23 protein-coding genes, 1 tRNA gene and 1 pseudogene are annotated in these 21,584 nt (G+C 73.0%); 14 read left to right on the forward strand and 11 right to left on the reverse strand.

Annotated elements, in window-relative coordinates:
* Positions 1-418 (forward strand): annotated as a pseudogene (locus tag DN069_RS41840) (DEAD/DEAH box helicase); the annotation flags it as partial.
* A gap of 78 nt (positions 419-496) precedes the next feature.
* Here the strand turns inward: DN069_RS41840 and DN069_RS25215 are convergent.
* Positions 497-1,918, reverse strand: coding sequence for an MFS transporter (locus DN069_RS25215; RefSeq protein WP_111504554.1), 1,422 nt, complete (start codon positions 1,916-1,918; stop codon positions 497-499).
* A 173-nt stretch (positions 1,919-2,091) separates the two neighbouring features.
* Here DN069_RS25215 and DN069_RS25220 point away from each other — a divergent pair, with 173 nt between their 5' ends.
* From DN069_RS25220 to DN069_RS25235, 4 genes are all read left to right on the forward strand, one after another.
* Positions 2,092-2,493 carry a YciI family protein gene (locus DN069_RS25220; RefSeq protein WP_111504556.1) on the forward strand — a complete coding sequence of 134 codons (402 nt, stop codon included), beginning with the start codon at positions 2,092-2,094 and terminating at the stop codon, positions 2,491-2,493.
* A 9-nt stretch (positions 2,494-2,502) separates the two neighbouring features.
* Positions 2,503-3,750, forward strand: a complete 1,248-nt coding sequence (locus DN069_RS25225; protein ID WP_111504558.1) for an RNA polymerase sigma factor — start codon at positions 2,503-2,505, stop codon at positions 3,748-3,750.
* Between the two features lie 358 nt (positions 3,751-4,108).
* Positions 4,109-4,798: a nucleotidyltransferase domain-containing protein gene (locus DN069_RS25230; protein WP_111504560.1), complete on the forward strand. Its 690-nt coding sequence runs from the start codon at positions 4,109-4,111 to the stop codon at positions 4,796-4,798.
* Positions 4,799-4,909: 111 nt separating this feature from the next.
* Positions 4,910-4,982: transfer RNA gene (locus tag DN069_RS25235), tRNA-Lys, on the forward strand.
* Between the two features lie 88 nt (positions 4,983-5,070).
* Here the strand turns inward: DN069_RS25235 and DN069_RS25240 are convergent.
* Entirely contained in the window at positions 5,071-5,274 is a 204-nt protein-coding gene (locus DN069_RS25240; protein WP_111504562.1) for a cold-shock protein, read from the reverse strand.
* 194 nt (positions 5,275-5,468) lie between these two features.
* Here DN069_RS25240 and DN069_RS25245 point away from each other — a divergent pair, with 194 nt between their 5' ends.
* The 4 genes from DN069_RS25245 (at position 5,469) to DN069_RS25260 (ending at position 8,963) form a co-directional block, all read left to right on the forward strand.
* Positions 5,469-5,969: a pyridoxamine 5'-phosphate oxidase family protein gene (locus DN069_RS25245; protein WP_111504564.1), complete on the forward strand. Its 501-nt coding sequence runs from the start codon at positions 5,469-5,471 to the stop codon at positions 5,967-5,969.
* Between the two features lie 112 nt (positions 5,970-6,081).
* Positions 6,082-6,525 carry a hypothetical protein gene (locus tag DN069_RS25250; RefSeq protein ID WP_111504566.1) on the forward strand — a complete coding sequence of 148 codons (444 nt, stop codon included), beginning with the start codon at positions 6,082-6,084 and terminating at the stop codon, positions 6,523-6,525.
* A gap of 2 nt (positions 6,526-6,527) precedes the next feature.
* Entirely contained in the window at positions 6,528-6,770 is a 243-nt protein-coding gene (locus DN069_RS25255) for a hypothetical protein (protein WP_111504568.1), read from the forward strand.
* A gap of 153 nt (positions 6,771-6,923) precedes the next feature.
* A complete protein-coding gene (locus DN069_RS25260) occupies positions 6,924-8,963 on the forward strand; it encodes a prolyl oligopeptidase family serine peptidase (protein WP_111504570.1) in 2,040 nt (679 codons plus the stop codon).
* Positions 8,964-8,984: 21 nt separating this feature from the next.
* On the opposite strand, the gene DN069_RS25265 is transcribed toward DN069_RS25260, so the two are convergent.
* Positions 8,985-9,308, reverse strand: a complete 324-nt coding sequence (locus tag DN069_RS25265; RefSeq protein WP_111504572.1) for a cupin domain-containing protein — start codon at positions 9,306-9,308, stop codon at positions 8,985-8,987.
* 95 nt (positions 9,309-9,403) lie between these two features.
* Here DN069_RS25265 and argS point away from each other — a divergent pair, with 95 nt between their 5' ends.
* Both argS and DN069_RS25275 read left to right on the forward strand, forming a co-directional pair.
* Positions 9,404-11,149, forward strand: coding sequence for an arginine--tRNA ligase (argS, locus tag DN069_RS25270; RefSeq protein WP_111504574.1), 1,746 nt, complete (start codon positions 9,404-9,406; stop codon positions 11,147-11,149).
* 386 nt (positions 11,150-11,535) lie between these two features.
* Positions 11,536-12,168, forward strand: a complete 633-nt coding sequence (locus DN069_RS25275) for a DedA family protein (RefSeq protein WP_341538500.1) — start codon at positions 11,536-11,538, stop codon at positions 12,166-12,168.
* A gap of 57 nt (positions 12,169-12,225) precedes the next feature.
* On the opposite strand, the gene crcB is transcribed toward DN069_RS25275, so the two are convergent.
* The 4 genes from crcB to DN069_RS25295 are packed head-to-tail and all read right to left on the reverse strand — an operon-like array spanning position 12,226 to position 15,030.
* A complete protein-coding gene (crcB, locus tag DN069_RS25280; protein WP_111504576.1) occupies positions 12,226-12,594 on the reverse strand; it encodes a fluoride efflux transporter CrcB in 369 nt (122 codons plus the stop codon).
* Complete coding sequence (locus DN069_RS25285) at positions 12,594-12,923, reverse strand: DUF190 domain-containing protein (protein WP_424556320.1); 330 nt, start codon at positions 12,921-12,923, stop codon at positions 12,594-12,596. The genes crcB and DN069_RS25285 overlap by 1 nt, the downstream gene beginning before the upstream one ends.
* A complete protein-coding gene (locus DN069_RS25290) occupies positions 12,920-13,411 on the reverse strand; it encodes a fluoride efflux transporter FluC (protein ID WP_243639688.1) in 492 nt (163 codons plus the stop codon). The genes DN069_RS25285 and DN069_RS25290 overlap by 4 nt, the downstream gene beginning before the upstream one ends.
* Positions 13,412-13,443: 32 nt before the next feature.
* Positions 13,444-15,030 carry an LCP family protein gene (locus DN069_RS25295; protein WP_243639690.1) on the reverse strand — a complete coding sequence of 529 codons (1,587 nt, stop codon included), beginning with the start codon at positions 15,028-15,030 and terminating at the stop codon, positions 13,444-13,446.
* A 140-nt stretch (positions 15,031-15,170) separates the two neighbouring features.
* Here DN069_RS25295 and DN069_RS25300 point away from each other — a divergent pair, with 140 nt between their 5' ends.
* Genes DN069_RS25300 through DN069_RS25310 form a run of 3 tightly spaced genes read left to right on the forward strand, consistent with a single transcriptional unit; the run spans position 15,171 to position 17,610 of the window.
* Entirely contained in the window at positions 15,171-16,292 is a 1,122-nt protein-coding gene (locus DN069_RS25300; RefSeq protein WP_207892258.1) for an ABC transporter ATP-binding protein, read from the forward strand.
* On the forward strand, positions 16,289-16,945 hold the full coding sequence (locus DN069_RS25305) for an ABC transporter permease (RefSeq protein WP_111504580.1): 657 nt from the start codon (positions 16,289-16,291) through the stop codon (positions 16,943-16,945). Before DN069_RS25300 ends, DN069_RS25305 begins: the two co-directional genes overlap by 4 nt.
* Positions 16,942-17,610, forward strand: coding sequence for an ABC transporter permease (locus tag DN069_RS25310; RefSeq protein WP_243639691.1), 669 nt, complete (start codon positions 16,942-16,944; stop codon positions 17,608-17,610). Before DN069_RS25305 ends, DN069_RS25310 begins: the two co-directional genes overlap by 4 nt.
* Before the next feature lie 24 nt (positions 17,611-17,634).
* Here the strand turns inward: DN069_RS25310 and DN069_RS25315 are convergent, their stop codons facing one another.
* Genes DN069_RS25315 through DN069_RS25330 form a run of 4 tightly spaced genes read right to left on the reverse strand, consistent with a single transcriptional unit; the run spans position 17,635 to position 21,494 of the window.
* Entirely contained in the window at positions 17,635-18,165 is a 531-nt protein-coding gene (locus tag DN069_RS25315) for a GTP-binding protein (RefSeq protein WP_111504584.1), read from the reverse strand.
* A 43-nt stretch (positions 18,166-18,208) separates the two neighbouring features.
* Entirely contained in the window at positions 18,209-18,661 is a 453-nt protein-coding gene (locus tag DN069_RS25320) for a DUF742 domain-containing protein (RefSeq protein WP_111504611.1), read from the reverse strand.
* Between the two features lie 38 nt (positions 18,662-18,699).
* Positions 18,700-19,143, reverse strand: a complete 444-nt coding sequence (locus tag DN069_RS25325) for a roadblock/LC7 domain-containing protein (RefSeq protein WP_111504586.1) — start codon at positions 19,141-19,143, stop codon at positions 18,700-18,702.
* Positions 19,140-21,494, reverse strand: a complete 2,355-nt coding sequence (locus DN069_RS25330) for an ATP-binding protein (protein ID WP_111504589.1) — start codon at positions 21,492-21,494, stop codon at positions 19,140-19,142. Before DN069_RS25330 ends, DN069_RS25325 begins: the two co-directional genes overlap by 4 nt.
* Positions 21,495-21,584: the final 90 nt, after the last annotated feature.

The raw sequence follows: 21,584 nt of genomic DNA on the forward strand, positions 1-21,584 counted from the left end.
TGGCTTCCGCCGTGACGACCGCCGTGACGACCGCGGTGGCTTCCAGCGTCGCGACGACCGTGGTGGTTTTCAGCGTCGTGACGACCGTGACGGTGGCTTCCGCCGTGACGACCGCCGTGACGACCGCCGTGACGACCGTCGTGACGACCGCGGTGGCTTCCAGCGTCGCGACGACCGTCCGTCCTTCGGTGACCGCGACCGGGACCGTCGTCCGTCCTTCGGCGACCGTGACCGCGACCGTCGTCCGTCCTTCGGTTCGCGCCGCGACGACCACCGTCCGGCCTCCGGCAACTTCCGCCGCGATGACCGTCGTGACGACCGTGGCGGCTTCCAGCGCCGCGACGACCGTGGCCCGGCCGGCTACCGCGGCGGTTCCGGCGCCGGCTCCGCCGAGCGCAAGCCGCGCTGGAAGAACTGACGCAGCACCGCACGTACCGCCGACAGGCCGTCCCCGTTCCGGGGGCGGCCTGTCCGCGTTCGTGGTGGTGAGCCCCCGTCAGCTGTCCTGCGGAGCCCGGCGGTGCGGTGGGAGCAGGGCGCCCGTCGCGGCGCCGAGGAGGGAGAGGACGGCGAGGGCGGCGACGGCCGGGCGGAAGCCCGCGGTGAAGTGCGCCCGCGTGGTCAGGTCGCCGTAGTGGGTGAACAGGGCCAGCGCGATCGCGATGCCGAAGGCGCCGCCGAACTGGCGGAAGGTGTTGCTGCTGCCCGCCGCCTTGCCGATGCCGGCCGGGGGCACCGCGCCGAGGATCGAGGTCTGTACCGTCGGCAGCGCCATGGAGATGCCGATCCCGGCCGTGACCAGGCCCGCCGCCAGCGAGGCGTAGGAGGTGCGGGTCCCCGCCTCCAGCGCGACGAAGGCGAGGCCCGCGCCCTGCAGGGCCAGGCCGCAGGTGAGGATCCAGCGCTCGCCGATCCGGTCGGAGAGGGTGCCGGCGAGCGGGGCGATCACCATTGGGGTGGCCGTCCACGGCAGCAGGCGCAGGCCGGCGTCGAGCGGGTCGGCGCGGCCGACGATCTGGAAGTACTGAGCCATCAGGAAGACCGCGCCGAAGAGGCTCGCCGTCATCAGGAAGCCCGCCGCGTGCCCGGCGGAGAAGGCGCGGGAGCGGAAGTAGGGCATCGGCAGCATCGGCGTCCTGGCCCGCAGCTCCCAGACCGCGAAGGCGACGAGCAGCGCCGCGCCGCCGAGCAGGGCGCCGAGGATCTCGGGGCTGGTCCAGCCTGAGCCGTTGCCGCGGACCATGCCCCAGACCAGGCCGAGCGCGCCGAGCGCGACCAGCGCCAGGCCGGGCAGGTCGAGCGGCCCGCCGGGCCCGCGGCTCTCCGGCACGTGCCGGACGATGAGCGGGATCAGCAGCGCGCCGAGCACGACGTTGATCCAGAAGATCCACTGCCAGCCGAGCCCCTGCACCACGGCTCCGCCGATCAGCGGGCCCGCGGCGACGGCGAGGCCGGTCAGACCGCCCCAGACGCCGATGGCCCGGCCGCGCTTCTCGGGCGGGAAGGTGGCGCCGAGGATGGCCAGCGTCAGCGGCATCACCGTCGCCGCCCCGACACCCTGGGCGGCGCGCGCCGCGATGAGCGGACCGATGGAGGGGGCGACCGCGCAGGCGGCCGAGCAGAGGGAGAACAACGCCAGGCCGGCGACCAGCACCCGCCGTCGACCGAACCGGTCTCCGAGCGCGGCAGCCGGGAGGATCGAGACCGCCAGGGCGAGCGTGTAGGCGTTGACGGTCCAGCCGAGCTGCTCGGGTGTGGCGTGGATCGCCCGTTGGATGGTGGTGAGGGCGGTCGTCACGACGAGCACGTCGAGCACGGCCATGAACGCGGCGGCGGACATCAGCGCGAGGACCCAGCGGTGACGGACGGTGGCGGTCACCGCGGGCGGGGACACGTGCGGGCTGAGCTGGGTGGTCATCGGAAGGCTCCGTTCCCGGCGCCTCGGAGGGGTGCCGGCGTCTCTGGACGAACGGAGCGGGGGGAAAAGGACAGGTCGGCTCTCCGGGTGTCCCGAGCGTGGCCCGCCGTTCGTCCCTAGGGTGAGGACGAGGGCGACCGCCCGGTCCGAGAGCGTCCGAAAGGTGGCACGCCATGCTGTACGCCGCGCTCATCTACACGCCCGACCTCGACTTCGCCGAGGCGCCGCACGCGCAGGAGTGGCTGCCCCAGTACGCCGCGTTCCGCGACGAGGCCGGCGAGCGGGTCGTCGGCGGGAAGCCGCTCGCGCCGACCGCCACCGCGACCACCGTCCGGGTGCTCGGAGCCCGTGGCGGCGAGGTCGTGGTCAGCGACGGGCCCTATGCCGAGACCAAGGAGGTGCTGTCCGGGTTCTACCTGCTGGACTGCGCCGATCTGGACGAGGCCGTCGCGCTGGCCGCGAAGATCCCCGGCGCCTGGCACGGCGCGATCGAGGTGCGGCCCGTCGCCGACTTCAGTGCCGTGCAGGGCTATTTCGGGGCGGATCAGGCAGATCGGGCAGGGAAGCAGAGGTAGGCGGGGCCTGTGGAGGATCCGCTCGCGCAGACCGTGCGGCTGGAAGGGGCCAGGATCCTGGCCACCCTGGTCCGGACGGTCGGCGATCTGGGCATCGCCGAGGACGCGGTGCAGGAGGCGACCGTCACCGCGCTGCGCGAGTGGCCGGGGTCCGGTGTGCCCGACAGCCCGCGGGCCTGGCTGACGGTGGTGGCCCGGCACAAGGCGACTGACCTGATCCGTCGGGAGGGGCAGCGCGGCCGCAAGGAGCGGGAGGCGACGCAGTTGCTGGACCAGACGACGCCCGAGCCGCCGGAGCCGGTCGGCGCGGTGGGCTCGGACGACCAACTGCGGCTGATCTTCGTCTGCTGCCACCCGGCGCTCGCCCCCGAGTCGCGCGTCGCGCTCGCGCTGCGGACGCTCTGCGGGCTGGACGTCCCGGAGATCGCCGCCGCGCTGCTGACCAGCGAGGCCGCGATGGCCAAGCGGCTGACCCGGACCCGGCAGAAGATCAAGCAGGCGGGTATCCGCTACCGGGTCCCTGCCGCGGAGGAGTTGCCCGCGCGGCTGACCGCCGTCTGCGCGGTCGTCCACGGTCTCTACACCGCCGGGCACACCCGGCTCGCGGGCGCGTCGCTGCTCGACGTGGACCTGTGCACGGAAGCGGTTCGGCTGGCCCGGCTGCTGCGGGAGCTGCTGCCGGACGAGGCCCAGCCCGAGGCGCTGCTCGCGCTGCTGCTGCTCACCGAGGCCCGCCGTCCGGCGCGGATCGGCCCCGACGGGGAGCCGGTGCTGCTCGCGGACCAGGACCGTTCGCGCTGGGACGCGGCCGCGATCGACGAGGGCGTGCGGCTGCTCGCCTCCTCCTTGGACCGCACCGAGGGCCAGGCGGATCCGTACCAGCTGCAGGCGGCCATCGCCGCCCAGCACGCCGTCGCGCCGACGGCCTCGGCCACCGACTGGGCGGAGATCGCGCGCCTCTACGACCTGCTGCTCTCGGTCCAGCCCGACAGTGCTCCCGCGGCGCTGGGCCGCGCGGTCGCGGTCGCCGAGGCCTACGGGACCCCGGCCGGCCTCGCGGCCCTCGACGCGCTCGACGCGAGCGCCCCGGACCCGCACGACCACCGGCGCACGGCGATCCGCGCCGAACTCCTCGCCCGCCTCGGCCACTACGCCGAGGCCGCCGCCACCATGCGCCGCTCGCTCGACGAGCCCCTCCCCGATCCGGAACGCACCCACCGCCTCGGCCGCATCGCGATCTGGGAGGCACGCCGCTGAAGAGCGGGTGGCGGGAGAAAACAGAACGGCCCGCAGGCGTTCTCCTCGGTCCCTGCGTCCAGGGGCCGAGGCATCGGAGGACGATCCGATGAGCCTGCGGGCCGGGTGACTGCTCTGAATTGCGCTTGCGCGCCAGTGGTGGAGAGTCCGCGGTCGGTGCTTACCGCCACGGACGGGGCAGCGCTAGCGCGCAGCCACCTCACGCGTCCTGGAAGTACTCAACTCAGGATCACCTCCTTTCAGTGTGCGAACACAGTAGGCAGACGCCCGGGCGAGGTGCAATGCCTTTTTTCCGAGCCCGTCGGGGGCCGTACAAATCCGTTGGCCTCCGGGTTGCTCGTCCCGCGAGACTCGCGGGATGAACGGGGAAGCGAACACCGGTGCGGGCACCGTCCTGCTGGAGGGGGTCGTCGGATCGACGGCCTACGGCCTCGCCCACGCCGGATCCGACGTGGACCGGCTGGGCCTGTTCGGCGTGCCCACGGAGCGGCTCTTCGGGCTGACGCGGCCCGCCGAGTCGGTGGTGACCAGCGCGCCCGACCGCACGCTGCACGAGGCCGCCAAGTGGTGCCGGCTCGCGCTGAGCGCGAATCCGACCGCGTCCGAGCTGGTGTGGCTGCCGGACGACTGCTACCTGGTGCGCACGCCGTTGGGCGAGGAGCTGGTCGCCGTGCGGCGGTCGTTCCTGAGCGAAAGGGCCGTGCGGAACGCGTATCTGGGCTATGCGAGCCAGCAGTTCCGCAAGCTGGTGGCCAAGGACGGCCGTGGCGACGTGCCGCCGGCGCGGCTGGCCAAGCACGCGCGTCATTTGCTGCGCCTGCTGGAGCAGGGTGTGCACCTGCATCGCAGCGGCGAGCTGCGGGTGCGGGTCGCCGATCCCGCGCGGCTGCGCGCGGACGGCGAGCATCTCGCGGCCCACCCCGAGGCGGCCGAGGCCTGTCTCGCGGAGGCGGAGGCCGCCTTCGTCCGCCCCGGCGCGCTCCCGCCCGAGCCGGACGAACGCCCGGTCGAAGCCTGGCTCACCCGCGTCCGCCGCGCCCTGCTCTGACCGCTTGCGGACGTCACTCCGAACCGCACGCGGCAGTTCCGTACGAGGCACAGGCCGCACCAGGTAGGCTACGCCTGGCCGGTTCCCCCCGGCCGGGTCGTGCACGGCCCTGGGGCGCTAGCTCAATTGGCAGAGCTGCGGACTTTTAATCCGTAGGTTGTGGGTTCGAGCCCCACGCGCCCCACCGAACGATCAGAGCCCCAGCAGTGGAACACGCCGGCCCCGCCGCCCAGGAGGGCGGCGGGGCCGGCGTGGTGTTGTCCGGGGCCGCGTCAGCCGCGGACGACGTTGGCCGCCTGCGGGCCCTTGGGGCCCTGCTCGACGTCGAAGGAGACGGTCTCACCCTCGACGAGCTCGCGGTAGCCGTTGGAGTTGATCGCGCTGTAGTGGACGAAGACGTCCGGGCCGCCACCCTCCTGCGCGATGAAGCCGAAGCCCTTCTCGGCGTTGAACCACTTCACGGTGCCCGATGCCATGCTGATCTCCCGTTCGGAGCGAAGGGCACGCGTGAGTGCGTGCCCTTTGGGTCAGTCGCGTCCTCGAACAGCTCGAACAGCGTGTGCGGCGGAACGGTGGACAGCGAACTACGGTGATCACGCTACCCGCCGGGAAGGCTCACTGAACCGGTTCCTTGCATAACTTCTCCGTCAAGCTCGGTGACACTTGGCCCATGAGCGAACGGATCGGGATCAGCTGGGCGGAGATGCGGGTTCGTCTGGCCGGGGCGCGGAGCTACTGGGTGTGCACGGCCTCGCCGGCCGGACTGCCGCATGCGATGCCCGTCTGGGGCGTCTGGCTGGACGAACGGCTCTGGTTCAGCACCGGCGCGGGCACGGTGAAGGCGCGGAACCTCACCGCGAACCCGCGCGTGAGCGTCCATCTGGAGAGCGCGGCGGAGGTCGTCTCACTCAGTGGGACCGCCGCGGTGGTGCCCGCCGCCGCACGGCCCGCCGAGGTGGACGCCGCGTACGCGGTCAAGTACGCGCTGCCGGGGACCGGTGAGCCGGCCACCATCGTGATCGGGTCCTCGCCGGTCTTCGCGGTGACGCCGCGTCGGGCCTGCGGGTGGTTCGAGGGCGCCTTCGAGCAGTCCATGACGCGGTGGCACTTCCCCGAGGGCGGCGGGGAGCCGGTCGCGGAGGCGATGAGCTACCCGGAGGATCCGGCGTAGCGGCGCCGCGCGAGCCGCCACAGAGAAACCACAAAGAGGCTTCCTACGCTCCCCGAGCCGGTGGGCGGTGCCACACCGCCCGCCCAGGAGAAGAGCTCGGAAGGAGACACCCATGCCTCTCGTCATGCCCAAGCGCGCCCGTCTCGCGGTCGTCGGAGTCGCCGTCGCCGGCGCGCTGCTGGCCGGTGGCCCCGCATTCGCCGCGTCCGGTGCGACCGGTGCGACCGGTGCGAGCAGCGCGGCGAGCCCCGCCGCGCACGCGCCGAAGGGCGACGGCGCGCACGCGCTGTGCCTGCGCGTGCCCAAGCTGGAGCGCCGCATCGACCGCGCGCTGAAGCGGTTGGACGGCGGCGTCGGCGTGCGCGGTTCGATCGCCCGGCTGGAGGCGCGCGTCGACGACGCGAAGAAGGCGAACCACACCGCGATCGCGACCTACCTGCAGGACCGCCTGAACACCCGCAAGGCGCTGGTCGGCACGCTGCAGCAGCGTCAGTCGGACCTCAAGGGCGTCCAGACCTGGTGCGGTGCGAACGACAACGGCAAGGGAGCGGCGTGAGCATGCGCGCCCACCGCCTGAGGGCCGGCTTCGCCGCGGCGGCGTTCGCGGCGACCGCCCTGCTCACCCTGACCGCCTGCGGCGCGGGCGGCAGCTCCGCCGCCCCGGCGGCCCCGGCCGCCACCTCGACGTCGTCGCCGTCCGGCACGAACGCGACGCTGCAGCAGGAACAGGCCAAGGTCGACGCGGCCCAGTCCGCGGCCTCCGCCGCCGACTCCGACGCCGCGACCGACCCGAACGGCTAGGGCCTGGCCCGGAGCGCGGTCGGCCCCGGTGCCGGCTCGGTCCGGGTCTTCCTCGGCCGAGTCTCGATCGCCCTGACCCGGCCCGGCCCTGGCCCCGCCTTCGGCGGGAAAAGGGCGGGCCAAGGGTGGTGAGGGTGTGTCACGCTGCGGCGCATGGCCTCCTCCACGCCGCTGCCCAAGGACGACGACTCGCTGCCGCGGCAACTCGCGCGGACGCGGCGTTTCGCGCTCGGCGCGGCCGAGGACTTCACCGTGACCGCGGACGGCGCGACCGTGCTGTTCCGGCGCAGTCGCGGGGGCGCGGATGCGCGGACCTGCCTGTGGGCGCGTGAGCTGGCGACGGGGGAGGAGCGGGTCGTCGCCGACGGCCGTGCGGGCGCCGTCGACGCGTACGCGACCGACGCGAGCGGTCGACGCGTGGCGTTCCTCCGGGCCGGGGAGCTGTGGCTTGCGGACGTGCGCGCCGGCGAGGAGCCGGACGACGTCCGGCGGGTGCTGGGCGCGGACCGGCCGGTGGAGGCGCCCCGGCTCGATCCCACCGGCCGCCGGATCGCCTACCGCAGCGGCCGCGAGCTGCGCGTCGTCGAGGTGGACCACGCCTCCGCAGGCCGTGACCGCGCCGTCGCCGCGCCGGGACCGCAGGACGGGCCCGAGGTCCGCTACGGCTTCGTCGAGCACGTCGCCCAGGAGTCGACGTACCGCTACGACGGGTACTGGTGGGCGCCGGACGGCGAGCGGCTGCTCGTCGCCCGGGTCGACGAGGAGCCCGTCGCGGTCTGGTACGTCGCCGACCCGGCCGACCCGGCGGTGCCGCCGCGCGCCGTCCGCTACGCAGCCGTCGGGACCGCGAACGCGGACGTCCGGCTCGGGATCGTCGACGCGAGCCCGAAGGCTGGGGGAGGCTGGACCGGGGTCGACTGGGACCGCGCCGCCTTCGAGTACCTGATCGCCGCCGGCTGGGACGCGCACGGCCCGTTCGCCGCCGTGCAGAGCCGGGACCAGCGCACCGTGCACGTCCTCGGCATCGACCGGGCGAGCGGAGCGACCGTGCTGCTGGCCGAGCAGCGCGACGAGGCGTGGGTGCAGCTGGTGCGGGGCCTGCCGGCGCGGACCGGGTCCGGCGCCCTGCTGACGCACCTGGACCTCGGCGACACCCGTCACCTCGCCGCCGACGGCGAACCGCTGACCCCTCCCGGCCTCAACTTGCGCGAGGTGCTCTGCGTCGACGGCGACGAGGTCCTGTTCACCGCCACGCCGGAGGAGGACCCGTTCTCGACGCACCTGTGGCGGGTCCGCGTGCCCGGCGGGAAGCCGGAAGAGCTCAGCCAGGAGCCGGGGCTGCACTCCGGCGTCCAGCGCGGCGGCGTGCTGGTCCGTCCGGGCGACGTGGCCGACCTCGCCGAGTCCCCGGTGCTGCCGCTGCGTCGGACCCTGCTTCGGGTCGGCAAGCGGCGACTCTGCACGGCGGTCCACCTGCCGTCCTGGCACGAGCCCGGGATGCGGCTCCCGGTGCTGCTGGACCCCTACGCCGGCCCGGCGATGCAGCGGGTCACCGCGGGCGGCGGCTGGGCCACGCACCTGTCGCAGTGGTTCGCCGAACAGGGCTTCGTCGTGCTGGTCGTCGACGGCGTCGGCACGCCCGGCCGCGGGCCCCGCTGGGAGCGGGAGGTGCACGGCGACGTCTTCTCCGGCCCGCTGCGCGACCAGGTCGACGCGCTGCACGCCGTCGCCGGGAGCCACCCCGAGTACGGGCTGGACCTGGAGCGGGTCGCGATCCGCGGTTGGTCCTACAGCGGCTCGCTGGCCGAGCTCGCCGTGCTGCGCCGCCCCGACGTCTTCCACGCGGCCGTCGCCGGCGCGGGCGTCACCGACCAGACGCTCTACGACACCCATTGGCGCGAGCGCTTCCTCGGCCACCCCGACACGTCGCCGGAGGCCTACGCCCGCTGCGACATCCTCCGGGAGGCGCCGAAGCTGCGCCGCCCGCTGCTGCTGATGCACGGCCTGGGCGACGACAACGTCTTCCCGGTCAGCACGCTCCGGCTCTCCTCCGCGCTGCTGGCAGCCGGCCGTCCGCACGAGGTCCTGCCGCTCAGCGGGGCGGGGCACCGGGTCACCCAGGAGGCCGTCGCCGAGAACCTGATCCTGCACCAGCTGGACTTCCTGCGGCGCGCGCTGCGCCTCGACGGGTGAGGTCTTCGGTGGGGCGGGCGGTCAGACGCCGGTGACGGTGGTCAGCAGCACGACCGCGTCGCTCAGCGCCATCAGGTCGTGCCGCTCCTGCGGCACCTCGGCGAGCTCGCCCGCCGCCAGGGACACCATCTGGCCGGACTCCGTGCTGATCTGCACGCTCCCGGACAGCACCAGCACACTGGCGGCATGCGGGGCATCGTGCTCGCCGAGGATCGACCCCTGGGTCAGCGCGATGAGGGACTGACGCAGCATGTTCAGATGCAACAGCAGGCGCGCTGCGCGCCCGTTCGGCGACTGCCGCGCCTGCTCCAACTGGCCACGGGCGACGAGCGTGAGTTCGTCCATGGGATCAGTGTGAGGTCAGATTCCTGGGTGCGCACCACCAGAGGGAGCTGGGAAAACCACGTGCCGAAGCGTCCCCGTCCTCGGGACAATGGCGCATGGTCACCACCGCCGACGCGCCGCTGAGCGCGCATGCCGCCGTCCACGTGCCCGTCGAGTCGCTCGCGGTCGCGGTGGAGCGACGCGTCGCGGCCGCGCTGGGCGGGGCGGAGCCCCTGCTGCGGGGGAGTGAACGGGCGGACTTCCAGGCGAACGGCGTACTGCCGCTGGCCAAGGCGCGGGGGCTGGATCCCGCGGCGCTGGCGGCGGAGGTCGCCGCCCGGGTGGGGGAGCTGGACGCGGTCGCGCACTGCGCGGTCTCCGGGCCGGGGTTCCTCAACATCGACGTCGCCGACCGGGCCCTGCTGGAGAACCTCGCCGCGCGGGCGGCCGATCCGCGGCTCGGGGTGCCCACGACCCCGGAGCCCGGGGTGACGGTCGTCGACTATTCCTCGCCCAACATCGCCAAGGAGATGCACGTCGGCCACCTGCGGACCACGGTGATCGGCGACGCCCTGGCCCGGGTGTTCGCCTTCACCGGGGAGACCGTGGTGCGGCGGAACCACCTGGGGGACTGGGGCACCTCCTTCGGCATGCTGATCGAGCAGCTCTTCGAGGAGGAGGACGCCCCCGAGGACATCGCCGCGCTTGACGCGGCCTACCGGCGGGCCCGGGCGCGGTTCGATGCGGAGCCGGAGTTCGCCGAGCGGGCGCGGTTGCGGGTCGTCGCGCTGCAGGCGGGGGACGAGCGGACGCTGGCGGCCTGGCGGGGGCTGGTGGAGGTGTCCCAGCGGCACTTCCAGGAGATCTACGCCCAGCTCGGGGTGCTGCTGGAGGAGACCGACGCGGTCGGCGAGAGCCACTACAACCCGATGCTGCCGCAGGTCTGCGCCGAGCTGGAGGCGGCCGGGATCGCGGTGGAGTCCGAGGGCGCGCTCTGCGTCTTCCCGGAGGGGGAGGGCGACGGCGCTCCGCTGATCGTACGGAAGGGCGACGGCGGCTACGGCTACGCGGTCACCGATCTGGCGGCGATCCGGCTCCGGGCCGGCGAGCTCGGGGCGCGGCGGCTGCTCTACCTCGTGGACGCGCGGCAGGCCCGGCACTTCGCGCAGGTCTTCGCGACGGCGCGGCGGGCCGGCTGGCTGCCGGACGGGGTGACGGCACGCCACCTGCCGTTCGGGATGGTGCTGGGCCTGGACGGGCGGCCGTTCAAGACCCGGTCGGGGGAGACCGTCGCGCTGCAGCAGCTGCTGGACCAGGCGACGGCGAAGGCGGCCGAGATCGTCTCGGCGAAGAACCCGGAGCTGTCCGGGGAGGAGCTGGCGGCGCGGGCCCGGCAGGTGGGCATGGGCGCGCTCAAGTACGCGGACCTGTCCAACAACCGGATCAAGGACTACGTCTTCGATCCGGACCGGATGCTCTCGCTGACCGGGGACACCGCGACCTACCTCCAGTACGCCCACGCCCGGATGCGCTCGGTGCTGCGGAAGGCGGGCGAGGCCGGCGCGGACCCGGCCGTGACGCCCGGACTGCCGCTGGAGCCGGCCGAGCGGGCGCTCGCCCTGCTGCTGGACGGTTTCGGCACGGCGGTCGCCGCCGTCGCCGAGACCTGCGAGCCGCACCGGCTCTGCTCCTACCTCTACGCGCTGGCCTCGGCGTTCGCGTCGTTCTGGGAGCGCTGCCCGGTGCTGAAGGCCGAGCACGCGGGGGTGCGGGGGAACCGGCTGCTGCTGTGCGGGCTCAGCGCGCGGACGCTGGAGCTCGGCATGGACCTGCTGGGCATAGAGGCCCCCGCACAGCTCTAGCGAACCCCCTTGATCCACAGGCTCACCGTCGTTGGCAGCAACGGCGCCTGGGCGTTCCGGTGCGCCATTCGGCGACGGGAGAAGGAGTATGTCGATACGTCAGATCCCCAGCAGATATACCCAGTTGGGTGAACCTGTGGGCCGCCTGTCCGCCGGCCGACCGGGCCGGGCAGCGCGGTGGTTATCCACAGGAGCCGGCCCCCACGCGTCGGCTGCTGTGGATAACCCGAACGGCGGAATCCAGGACCTGAGCCGCGCCCACAGCCTGTGGGCGGACACCTACTCCGTGAGGATGAGATTTCCCCTCATCCCGACCCAGGGCCGACAGCGCCCGATAGCGACCAGGGGCTGATGAAGCTCATACCTGGCCGGGCTACGGTTCAAGGGTGCTGACCCACCTGCTCGCAGCGGTGAACCCGATGAACGGGTCCTCGCTGCTGTCCGCGTTCGGCGCGCTCGCCGTGCTGTTCGTGACCTTCGCCGAGTCCGGCCTCCTGGTCGTCGGTTTCTTCCTGCCCGGGGACACCCTGTTGTTCCCCGCGGGCGTGCTGTGCGCGGCGCCCGCGGCCCACGGCGGCACCAGCCTCCAGCTCTGGCAGGTCCTGCTCGGCGCGGCGGTCGGCACCTGCCTCGGCAGTCAGCTCGGTTACGTCATCGGCCGCCGCGGCGGCACGGCCGTGCTGGCGCGCTCCGAGAGTGCGCGGCTCAAGTCCGTGGTGGCCCACGGCGAGGAGCTGCTGGCCCGCTACGGGCAGCGCAAGGCGATCATCATCGGGCGCTTCATCCCCCTGGTCCGCACGGTGCTCGGTCCGGTCGCCGGCGTCCTGCAGGTGCCGACGCGGACGTTCACGCTCTGGCAGGTCGTGGGCGGCATCGCCTGGTCCCAGTCGCTGGTGCTGCTGGGCTTCTGGCTCGGCGCGGCGGTGCCGGGCGTCGACAACTACCTGCTGCCGCTGGTGGCGTTGGTGGTCGTGGTCTCGTTCCTGCCGGTGTTGTTGCAGCGCTGGAGAAAGCCCTAGAACGTACGTCCTGGAACCGAGCCTGGAACGCGAGCCCGGATCGGGGGAACCGCGCGCCTAGAACGCGGAGACCAGGGCCCAGCCCGCGCTCGCCGCGGCCAGACCGGCCGCCAACGACCCCAGCACGTTCAGCGCCGCGTACCGCACCGCACCCGAGGTCAGCAGGCGCACCGTCTCGTAGCCGAAGGTCGAGAACGTCGTCAGGCCGCCGCAGACGCCCGTGCCGACGGCGAGCGCCAGGTCGTTCGGCCAGCCCAGCCGGGCCACGCCCGCGGCGATCGCGCCGAGCACGAAGGAGCCGACCACGTTCACCGTGAAGGTGCCCCACGGGAACACGCTGTCGTGCCGCGCCTGCATGGCGCGGTCGGTGAGGTAGCGCAGCGGCGCGCCCAGCATGCCGCCGAGGAAGACCAACAGCACCGCCATCAGAGCACGACCTCCACGTGGTCCAGGGTGATCAGGCCGTTGCCCTCGCCGAGTACCTCGCGCACCTGCCGCGCGAAGGCCCGCACGCGGTCCTCCTCGTCGACCACGACGACGGTGATGGGCAGGTCCTCGGCGAGGTCGAGCAGCCGCGTCGTGTGGACCCGGCCGTGGCGGCCGTAGCCCTCGATGCCGCGGAAGACGCCCGCGCCGGCGAGGCCGGCGGCGTGGGCGCGGTGGACGATCTCGGAGTAGGCGGGGCGGTGGTGCCACCGGGCGCTCTCGCGCAGGTAGACGGTCATCCGCAGTTGCTCACCAGGGGTGGTCATCAGCGCTGTCCCTCCGCACTCGGGACGGTCTCCGGCTCGGCCGCGTCGGCCTCGTGGTCGCGGCGGCGACCGGTCGTCAGTGCGCGGGCGGACGCCGCGCCGCCGAGGACGGCGAGGAGGCCGAGCACCACGCTCGCCAGCAGGTACAGCCCGGCCGTACCGAACAGTCCGCCCGCGATCAGCCCGCGCGTCTCCACCATCGCCGTGGAGAAGGTGGTGAACCCGCCGCAGACGCCGACGCCCAGGAATGGCCTGCGGTAGCGCGACGGCGGCCAGACCTCCAGCACCAGGTACATCAGCGCGCCCAGCACCGCGCAGCCCACCACGTTGGTGATCAGCGTCGCCCAGGGGAACCCCCCGGCGGGTGTCGGAACGGCCCGTGCGAGCCCGTACCGGGCGATGCTGCCCAGCCCCCCGCCGAGCGCGATCACCCCGAGCACGTCGAGGTCCCGCCGCCTCCTCCGCCTCCCGGCCTGCACGTCCTTGGTCACAGCCCCAGCTTAGGGCGCGCCCTGGGCCTCTCTTACTTGGCGGAGTTCGGGACGTTCGGGCTGAGCGCGTAGGCGCGGGTCGGGGTCATGCCGCCGTAGCCCGGGAGGGAGACCGTGTCGAAGGTGCTGACCTGGGCGCAGCCGGAGTCCGCGGCGGTCTGGGCGTGGGAGTCGCTGAGCGCCGCCTTGGTGTCGACCGGGGAGGGCGCGGCGCTGCCGCCGGGGAAGGTGGTGCCGGAGGTCCAGTCGGAGCCGATCAGCAGCACGATCGAGCCGCTGGAGCCGCTCTGCTTGAGCGCGGAGGGCTTGAGGCCGAGCGCCTGGGCGACGGCCTGGGCCTGCGCGGACTTCCCGCCGGGGTAGCTGAGCGTCGTCGTGGTGGCCGCCGGGCCGCTGAGCGCGGTGGTGTTCCGGCTGAAGCCGGCGCCGATCAGCTTCTGGCTGACCGCGCCCGCCCGGCCGGTGATGCCGGTGCCGTTCTCCACGGTGACCGCGACGCCGGCCTTGTCGACGGGGTTCGCGGTGGCCGTCGGGGACGCGGCGGCGCCGCCCTTGCTCTTGCTCTTGATCTCGCTGAGCGACTGGTCGCCCGCGATCGCGTCGAACAGCGTCTGGGCGCCAGGGGCGACCACGAGACGGGCCGAGTCGTTCGGGTCCGGCGCGGTCTGCATCGTCGCGAAGGTGATGTTGCCGGTGGAGATGCCGCTCAGCTCCTGGCCGAGGCCGGCCAGCTTGAAGACGCTGTTCAGACCGGTGTCGACGGTGAGCGCCTTGGTCGCGGCCTGGGCCAGGCCGTACATCGCGGGGACGTCGGTGAGTGTCCCGGCGCTCTTCAGCTTGTTGACCATGTTCGACATGAACAGGTGCTGCGCGTAGGTGCGGCCGAGGTCGCCGCCGTCGCCGAAGCCGTGCCGGGTGCGGACGAACTCGAGGGCGGAGACGCCCTTGAGGGTGTGCGAGCCCGCGGCCAGCTTCAGGTGCGAGTAGGGGTCGTAGACGTTCTTGTCGACGCATATGTTCACGCCGCCGACCGCGTCCGACATGGCGACCACACCGCCGAAGTCGACCTTCATGAAGTGGTCGATGTGGATGCCGGTCAGCTGCTGCACGGCGGCGACGCTGCAGCCGGGGCCCCAGTTCAACGCGCTGTTGATCATGTCCGTGTGGGCCGGCTCGCTGGGCGCGCCCTTGACCGCGTCGCACTGCGGGATGGTGGCCTCGAGGTCGCGCGGGACGCTCATCACCGTCGCGTTGGAGCGGTCGGCGGAGACGTGCAGCACCATCTCGACGTCGGCACGGGCACCCGGGCTGCCGCAGTCGCCGCCGAGGTTGCAGTCGGCCGCGTTGTCGCGCTCGTCGGACCCGATCAGCAGGATGTTGATCGGGCTGCGCCCGAAGGCGTCCACCTTCTCCTTGCTGCCGCAGGCGGAGCCGGAGCAGAGGCTGGACGAGGCGATGTTGCTGTCCAGCGAGTGCACCAGGTAGTAGGCGCCGCCCGCGCCGATCACCGCGAGCGAGAGCATGCCGGCGCCGCCGATCTTCAGCGCCTTGCGCCGGCTGAAGCGCGTGCTCTTCTTCCGGATGGCCGTGGAGCCGCCGTTCTGGCTTTCGATGGGCATAGCGGGTGACTCTGCCACAGCTTCGATCGCAAACGGAATGTCGCAGGTCACTTGTGCACGTCCTCGGCGTTCGTTGACGCTCTCGCCGACACCGGGATTGGATGAGTGCTCGTTGTCACAACCGAAGGGTGCCGCGCACCGTGATAGTGATCGACGCCGTGACCAAGCGGTATCCCGACGGGACCACCGCGGTCGACCGGCTGACGCTCGAGATACCCGACGGATCGATCACCGTGCTGGTGGGCCCCTCCGGCTGTGGCAAGACCACCACCCTGCGGATGATCAACCGCATGGTGGAGCCCACCGAGGGCCGCGTCCTGCTGGACGGCCGTGACATCCGCGAGGCGCCGGTCAACGCGCTGCGCCGGTCCATGGGTTACGTGATCCAGCACGCCGGGCTCTTCCCGCACCGGACCGTGGTCGACAACATCGCCACCGTCCCGCGCCTCAACGGCGCGGACAAGCGGGCTGCACGCCGGCGGGCGCTGGAGCTGATGGAGCGCGTCGGTCTCGACGCGGCCTTCGCCAAGCGCTACCCCTACCAGCTCTCCGGCGGCCAGCAGCAGCGCGTCGGCGTCGCCCGCGCGCTCGCCGCGGACCCGCCGGTGCTCCTCATGGACGAGCCCTTCTCCGCCGTCGACCCGATCGTGCGCAAGGGCCTGCAGGACGAACTGCTGCGCATCCAGGCCGACCTGGGCAAGACCGTGGTCTTCGTCACGCACGACATCGACGAGGCGATCAAGCTCGGCGACATGGTCGCCGTGCTGCGCGAGGGCGGTCGGCTGGCCCAGTACGCGCCGCCCGCGCAGCTGCTCTCGGCGCCGGCCGACGAGTTCGTCGAGGACTTCCTCGGCGTCGACCGCGGCATCCGGCACCTCTCCTTCTTCGGCACCGACACCCTGGAGCTGACCACCGAGCCGATCGTCACCGAGGACGCCACCGCGGAGCAGTTCGGCGCGGCCGCCGTCCCGGAGACCCCCTACGTGCTGGTCACCGACGCGGCGGGCCGCCCGCGCGGCTGGGCCGACGCCGCCGTCCGCGCGTCCGGGCCCCTCGACGGTCCGGACGGCGAGCTCCTGCCCTACGGCCACGCCTTCACCGTCGGCCGCGACTCGCTGCGCGCCGCCCTGGATTCCGCCGTCCTGTCACCGACCGGCTGGGCCGTGGCCGTGGACGAGGAGGGCCGCGCCGTCGGCGTCGTCGCCCAGGAGAGCATCGCCGCCGCGATCCGCGGCGCCCACCGGGCGGGCGTGCTCCGGTGAGCTCCGGCGGATTCTTCGAGGTTCCCAGCGACCTGCAGAACTCCTGGTGGGGCCTGGTCGGTTGGCAGGTGGAGCTGACCCTCGTCCCGGTGCTGTGCGGGCTGGTGATCGCGCTGCCGATCGCCCTGCTCTGCCGCCGCTTCGGCTGGGTCTACCCGCCGGTGCTCGGCGTGGCCACCGTCTTCTACGCGATCCCCTCGCTGGCCTTCTTCGTCTTCCTGATCGACTACTTCGGGGAGAGCAGCGTCACCGTCGGGATCCCGCTGACGGTCTACTCCCTGGTCGTGCTGGTCCCCGCCATCGTCGACGGCATGCGGTCGGTCGCCGAGGACACCCGCGCCGCGGCGGAGGCCATGGGCTTCGGCACGCTGCGCCGCTACGTCCAGGTGGAGCTGCCGATCGCGGTGCCCGCGGTCATCGCGGGGCTGCGCGTCGCCACCGTCTCCAGCGTCAGCCTGGTCAGCGTCGGCATGCTGATCGGCAACGAGGGCGCGCTCGGCAACCTGCTCTCCGACGCCCTCAACTACCACCGCCCGCTGCTCGCATGGGACGCCGTCCTGTCCATCGCCGTCATCGGCGTGCTGCTGGACGCGCTGCTCGTGCTGGCCCGCCGGCTGCTGACGCCCTGGGCGAGGAAGGCCACCGCCAAGTGAACATCTTCGGCTACGCGCAGCAGTTCTTCGACGCCCCCGGCCGGTGGTCCGGCGCCGACGGCATCCCCACCCGGCTGCTGGAACACGTCCAGTACAGCGGGCTCGCGCTGCTGATCGCGATGGTCATCGCGCTGCCGGTCGGCCTGATCACCGGGCACACCGGCCGCGGCGGCAACGCGCTGGCCGTGCTGGCCACGGCCGCCCGCGCGCTGCCGTCCTTCGGCCTGCTGGTCCTGCTGACCATCCTGATGGGCCTCGGCCTCACCCCGGTGATGGTCCCGCTGGTCGCGCTCGCGGTCCCGCCGATCCTGGTCACCACCTACGAGGCGATGCGCAGCGTCGACCCCTCCCTGGTCGACGCGGCGCGCGGCATCGGCCTGCCGTGGTGGCGAATCCTCGCCCAGGTCGAACTGCCGGTGGCGCTGCCGCTGATCCTCAGCGGCATCCGCTCCGGCGCCATCCAGATCGTCTCCACCGCGACGATCGCCGCCTACGTCTCCTTCGGCGGCCTCGGCCGCTACATCGTCGACGGCCTCAGTCAGGTCGACTACGCCAAGGTCGTCGGCGGCGCGGTCCTGGTGGCGTCCCTGGCGCTCGCCACGCTGGCGCTCTTCTGGGGACTGGGGAAGTTGCTGGTGTCGCCAGGTGTGCGCAGAGGCCGCTAGCCGCACCCCCTGAGGGAGTTGCCACTACTCCTCCTCGGCACGCTTGAGGGCGAGTTCCAGAACGACCAGCAGCGCGTCGCGCACGCTGCTGCGTTCCCGTGCGTCGAAGAGGACCATCGGGACCGAGTCGGGGATGTCGAGGGCCCAGCGGACCTCGTCCAGGTCGTGGTCGAGATTGCCGTCGAATACGTTGATGCCGACCGCGAAGGGCAGGCCCTTGTTCTCGAAGTAGTCGACCGCGGCGAAGCAGTCGTCCAGGCGGCGGGTGTCCACGATCACCAGCCCGCCGAGCGCGCCGGCGACCAGGTCGTCCCACATGAAGCCGAAGCGGTCCTGGCCCGGCGTGCCGAACAGGTAGAGCTTGAGGGTGGGGTCGAGGGTGATGACCCCGAAGTCCATGGCGACCGTGGTGGTCGTCTTGCGCGGGGTGTGCGTCAGGTCGTCCACGCCCGCGGCGACCTCGGTGATGGAGGCCTCGGTGGTGAGCGGCTCGATCTCGGAGATCGAGGCGACGGTCGTGGTCTTGCCCACGCCGAAGCCGCCCGCGATGACCATCTTGACCGGCAGCGGCGGGCGTCGCGGGCCGGACGCGGAGGGGTTAGGCAGGGCGGTTGTTGTCACGCGTGAGACCTCGCGAGTCGGGGACGGCGCGCAGCCCGTCGATCACCCGTCGCAGGACGGACAGATCGTGGGCGGCGCCGACCTGGGGAGCGTGGACGGTCAGGTGACCCGCGGTCCGCAGATCCCCGGCGAGGACCCGCACCACGTTGAGGTGCAGGTGCAGCCGGGCGGCGAGCTCCGCGAGCGACAGCGGTTCGCGGCAGGCCGCGACGATGTCGTGCTGTTCGAAGGTGAGGCTCGGCAGGGCCGCGAGCCCCGCCGTGGTGGCGACCACCTGGGTCTCCAGCGGGAGCCGGTCCGCGTCGGTGACCCGACCCGCGGTGACCAGGAACGGCCGGACCGACAGGCTGCGCCGGGCGGGCTCCCCGGCGGGCTCCGGCCCCGGTTCGGCGGCGGGCTGTTCCTCGTCCGGGGCGACGTAGGGCCGCAGCGCCCGGACCACCGCCTCGCCGCGTCTGTCGGAGTCGGTCACGCGCCGACGCCGTTCTTGAGCTCCATGATCAGCTGCGGGCTGAGCGCGGCCCCGGCGCGGTTGGCGAACAGCGTCATCTCGTAGGCGATGTTGCCCAACTTGGCCTCCTTGGAGGCCACCACGCCGAGCACACAGCCGTTCCCGATGGAACAGACCAGCAGGTGGCCGCCCTCCAGGTCGATGATGACCTTGTTCAGGCCGCCCAGTCCGTAGTTGCCGGAGGCGCCCGCGGCCAGGCTGGTGATGCCGGAGACGATCGCGGCGAGCCGCTCGGAGTCGGCGTGGTCGCGCAGCCGGGAGACGGCGATCAGCAGGCCGTCGGAGGAGACCGCGATGGCGTCGACGACGCCGGCGGTGTCGGTGGCGAACCGGCCCAGCAGCCAGGTGAAGTCCGCGGCGGCGCTCTGCAGGTCCTGCACGGTGGGCTCGGGGGTGGTCACTGTCCCACTCCTTCCGTTCTCTCGGGGGTGTTGATGGTGCTGTCGCGCTCGGCGCGGCTGACGGCCGCCTCGAACTCCTCCAGGGAGGACCGGACTTCGTCCGGATCGGCCGGACGGGCGGCGAAGGGCTCTGCGGGGCGTCGGCCCTCGCGCAGCGTGGCGCCGCGCACCCGCCGTTTGAGCCCGCCGCCCGGCGGCCCGTCGGGCCGGTCCCGGGGGAGGGACGGCGGCGGCAGCACGACGTGGGCGAGGTTCGTCTGCGGCGCGGGACGGGCTTCGCCCCCCAGGGCACTGCCTACCGTGGATCGCTCCGGCGCGGCGGCCGGCAGTGGGGCCGCCGCCGACCGCTCCGGCGTCGCTGTGGGCGACCAGGTGCGGCCAGCCCGGGGCGCGCCCGGGGTGACCAGGTCGGTCGGCAGGGTCAGGTCGCAGGTCAGGCCGCCGCCGGGGGTGCGGGACAGGACCACCTGCAGGTCCCAGCGCCGTGCCAGCACGCCGACGACGAAGAGGCCGAGCACCTGCGTCGGGGCCAGGTCCAGACGGGCACGGCGGACCAGCCGCCCGTTCTCCTCGGCCAGGCGCTCGGCGCTCATCCCGAGACCGTGGTCGACGATCTCCAGCACCGCCTGGCCGGCCCGCTCCCGCAGCGTCACCGCGACCTCGGTGTGGGCGGGGGAGAAGGTGACCGCGTTCTCCAGCAGCTCGGCCAGGACCAGGACCAGGTCGTTGACCAGGTCCGGGGTCACCGTCGCGTCGGCCTCGGCGATCAGCCGGACCCGCTCGAAGCCCTCGATCTGACCCAGTGCGGCGCGCACCACGTGGCTCAACTCGGCCGGACGACCGTCCAGTTCGGTATCGCTGAGGCCCGCGAGCAGCATCAGCGAGTCGGCGTTGCGCTGCAGCCGCACCGCGATGTGGTCGATCCGGTAGAGCCGGTCCAGCAGCGCGGGGTCGGTCTCGTCGCGCTCGACCGCGTCGATCAGGGCGAGTTGACGTCCGGTCAGGTTGGCGACGCGGCGGCCGATGTTGCCGAACATCTCCGCGGTGTTGCGGCGGCTCTGCGCCTGCCGCTCCAGCAGTCCGCCGGCCGTCGCCTGGACCTGGTTGAACGCCCTGGCCAGCTCACCGATCTCGTCCGCGGCGGTGATCGGCAGGTCCTCCAGCTGCGGCAGACCGTCGGCGGCCGGGGTGTCCTCGTCCGCGACGCGCGCCAACTCCTGCGCGGAGAGCTCGGAGACGCGGCGGGCGGCGTCGGTCACGCGCTGCAGCGGGCCGAGGATCGAGCGGCGGATCAGCGTCAGCAGCAGCACCCAGCCGAGGAGCAGCACGACGGCCAGGGCCAGCAGGATCGAGGCCCGCCACCAGGCTCGGGTGGAGTCCTGCTGCGCCTCCGTGGCCAGCTGCGGGATCAGCTGGTCGATGACGGTCGCGCGTCGCTGTGACTCGCGGACGACGGTGGGCTCCAGCGCCTGGGCCGCCCGGCTCCCCGCCGCCAGGTCGGCGGAGGTCGGGTCGGCGACCGCGGAGATCTTCTGCGCCAGATCGCCGAGCGTGGCCTCCAACTGCGTCTCGTCCGGCCCGAAGTCGAGCTGGTAGAGCGCGCTCGACCGCTCCAGCGGCGCGATGACGGCGAAGCGGGTCTCCTGGGCCCGGTAGAGCTGGTAGCTGCTCTCGGCGACGCCGAACTGCACGGTGGCGTCCGAGTCGCGGGTCAGCGCCGACACCACCGAGGTCTCGAACTGCGCGTGCGACGAGTCGGCCCGCAGCAGCACGTCGAGCTGGTCGGCGAGGCGGGCGGTGGTCTGGTTGCGCTGCTGGGCGGTGAGGCCGAGGCCGTCGATCAGTCCCTCGGACACGTCGCCGTAGGCGGCGTCGATGTTCTCCGCCGGCAGCAGTCCGGTGGCGATGGCCTCGCGGGCCAGACCCAGCCCGTCCGGATCCAGCTTCTGCAGCGCGGTGTCCAGTTCGGGTGGCATCGCGCCGCCGAAGACCCGGCGGACCGCGGACAGCTGCAGGTCCGTGGCGTGCTGCGCGGTCAGATAGGGCGTCCGGTCCGCCAGGTTCCGCTTGCTGCCGACCGGGGTGTTCCAGTAGCTCTCGTAGTAGAGGATCGCCTGCGCCTGCTCCTGCTGGATGTCGTCGACGAGCCGCGCGACGGTGGCGCTGTTGCCCAGCAACTCGGCCTCGGCGGCGGCCGATTCGGCCTGGTTGACCTGGCCGTTCATGGCCACCGCGACGAGCAGGGCGACCACCACGAGGGGGATGACGATCAGCGCGTTGAGCTTGCGTCGGAACGGCAGTCGGGCGAGGCGTCTCCCGAGCCGGTCGGCCAAGGTGTCCAGGGAGGACAAGAGGAGCTCCTAATGCCCTGAGAATCCTGCGTGTTGACGGCTAATTCGGCGCCGAGTCGAACCTGAGCCCGCCCCCCGAACCCGTGACCG

Origin of the sequence: Streptacidiphilus pinicola (assembly GCF_003258295.1) — a bacterium.
Classification (GTDB): Bacteria; Actinomycetota; Actinomycetes; order Streptomycetales; family Streptomycetaceae; genus Streptacidiphilus; species Streptacidiphilus pinicola.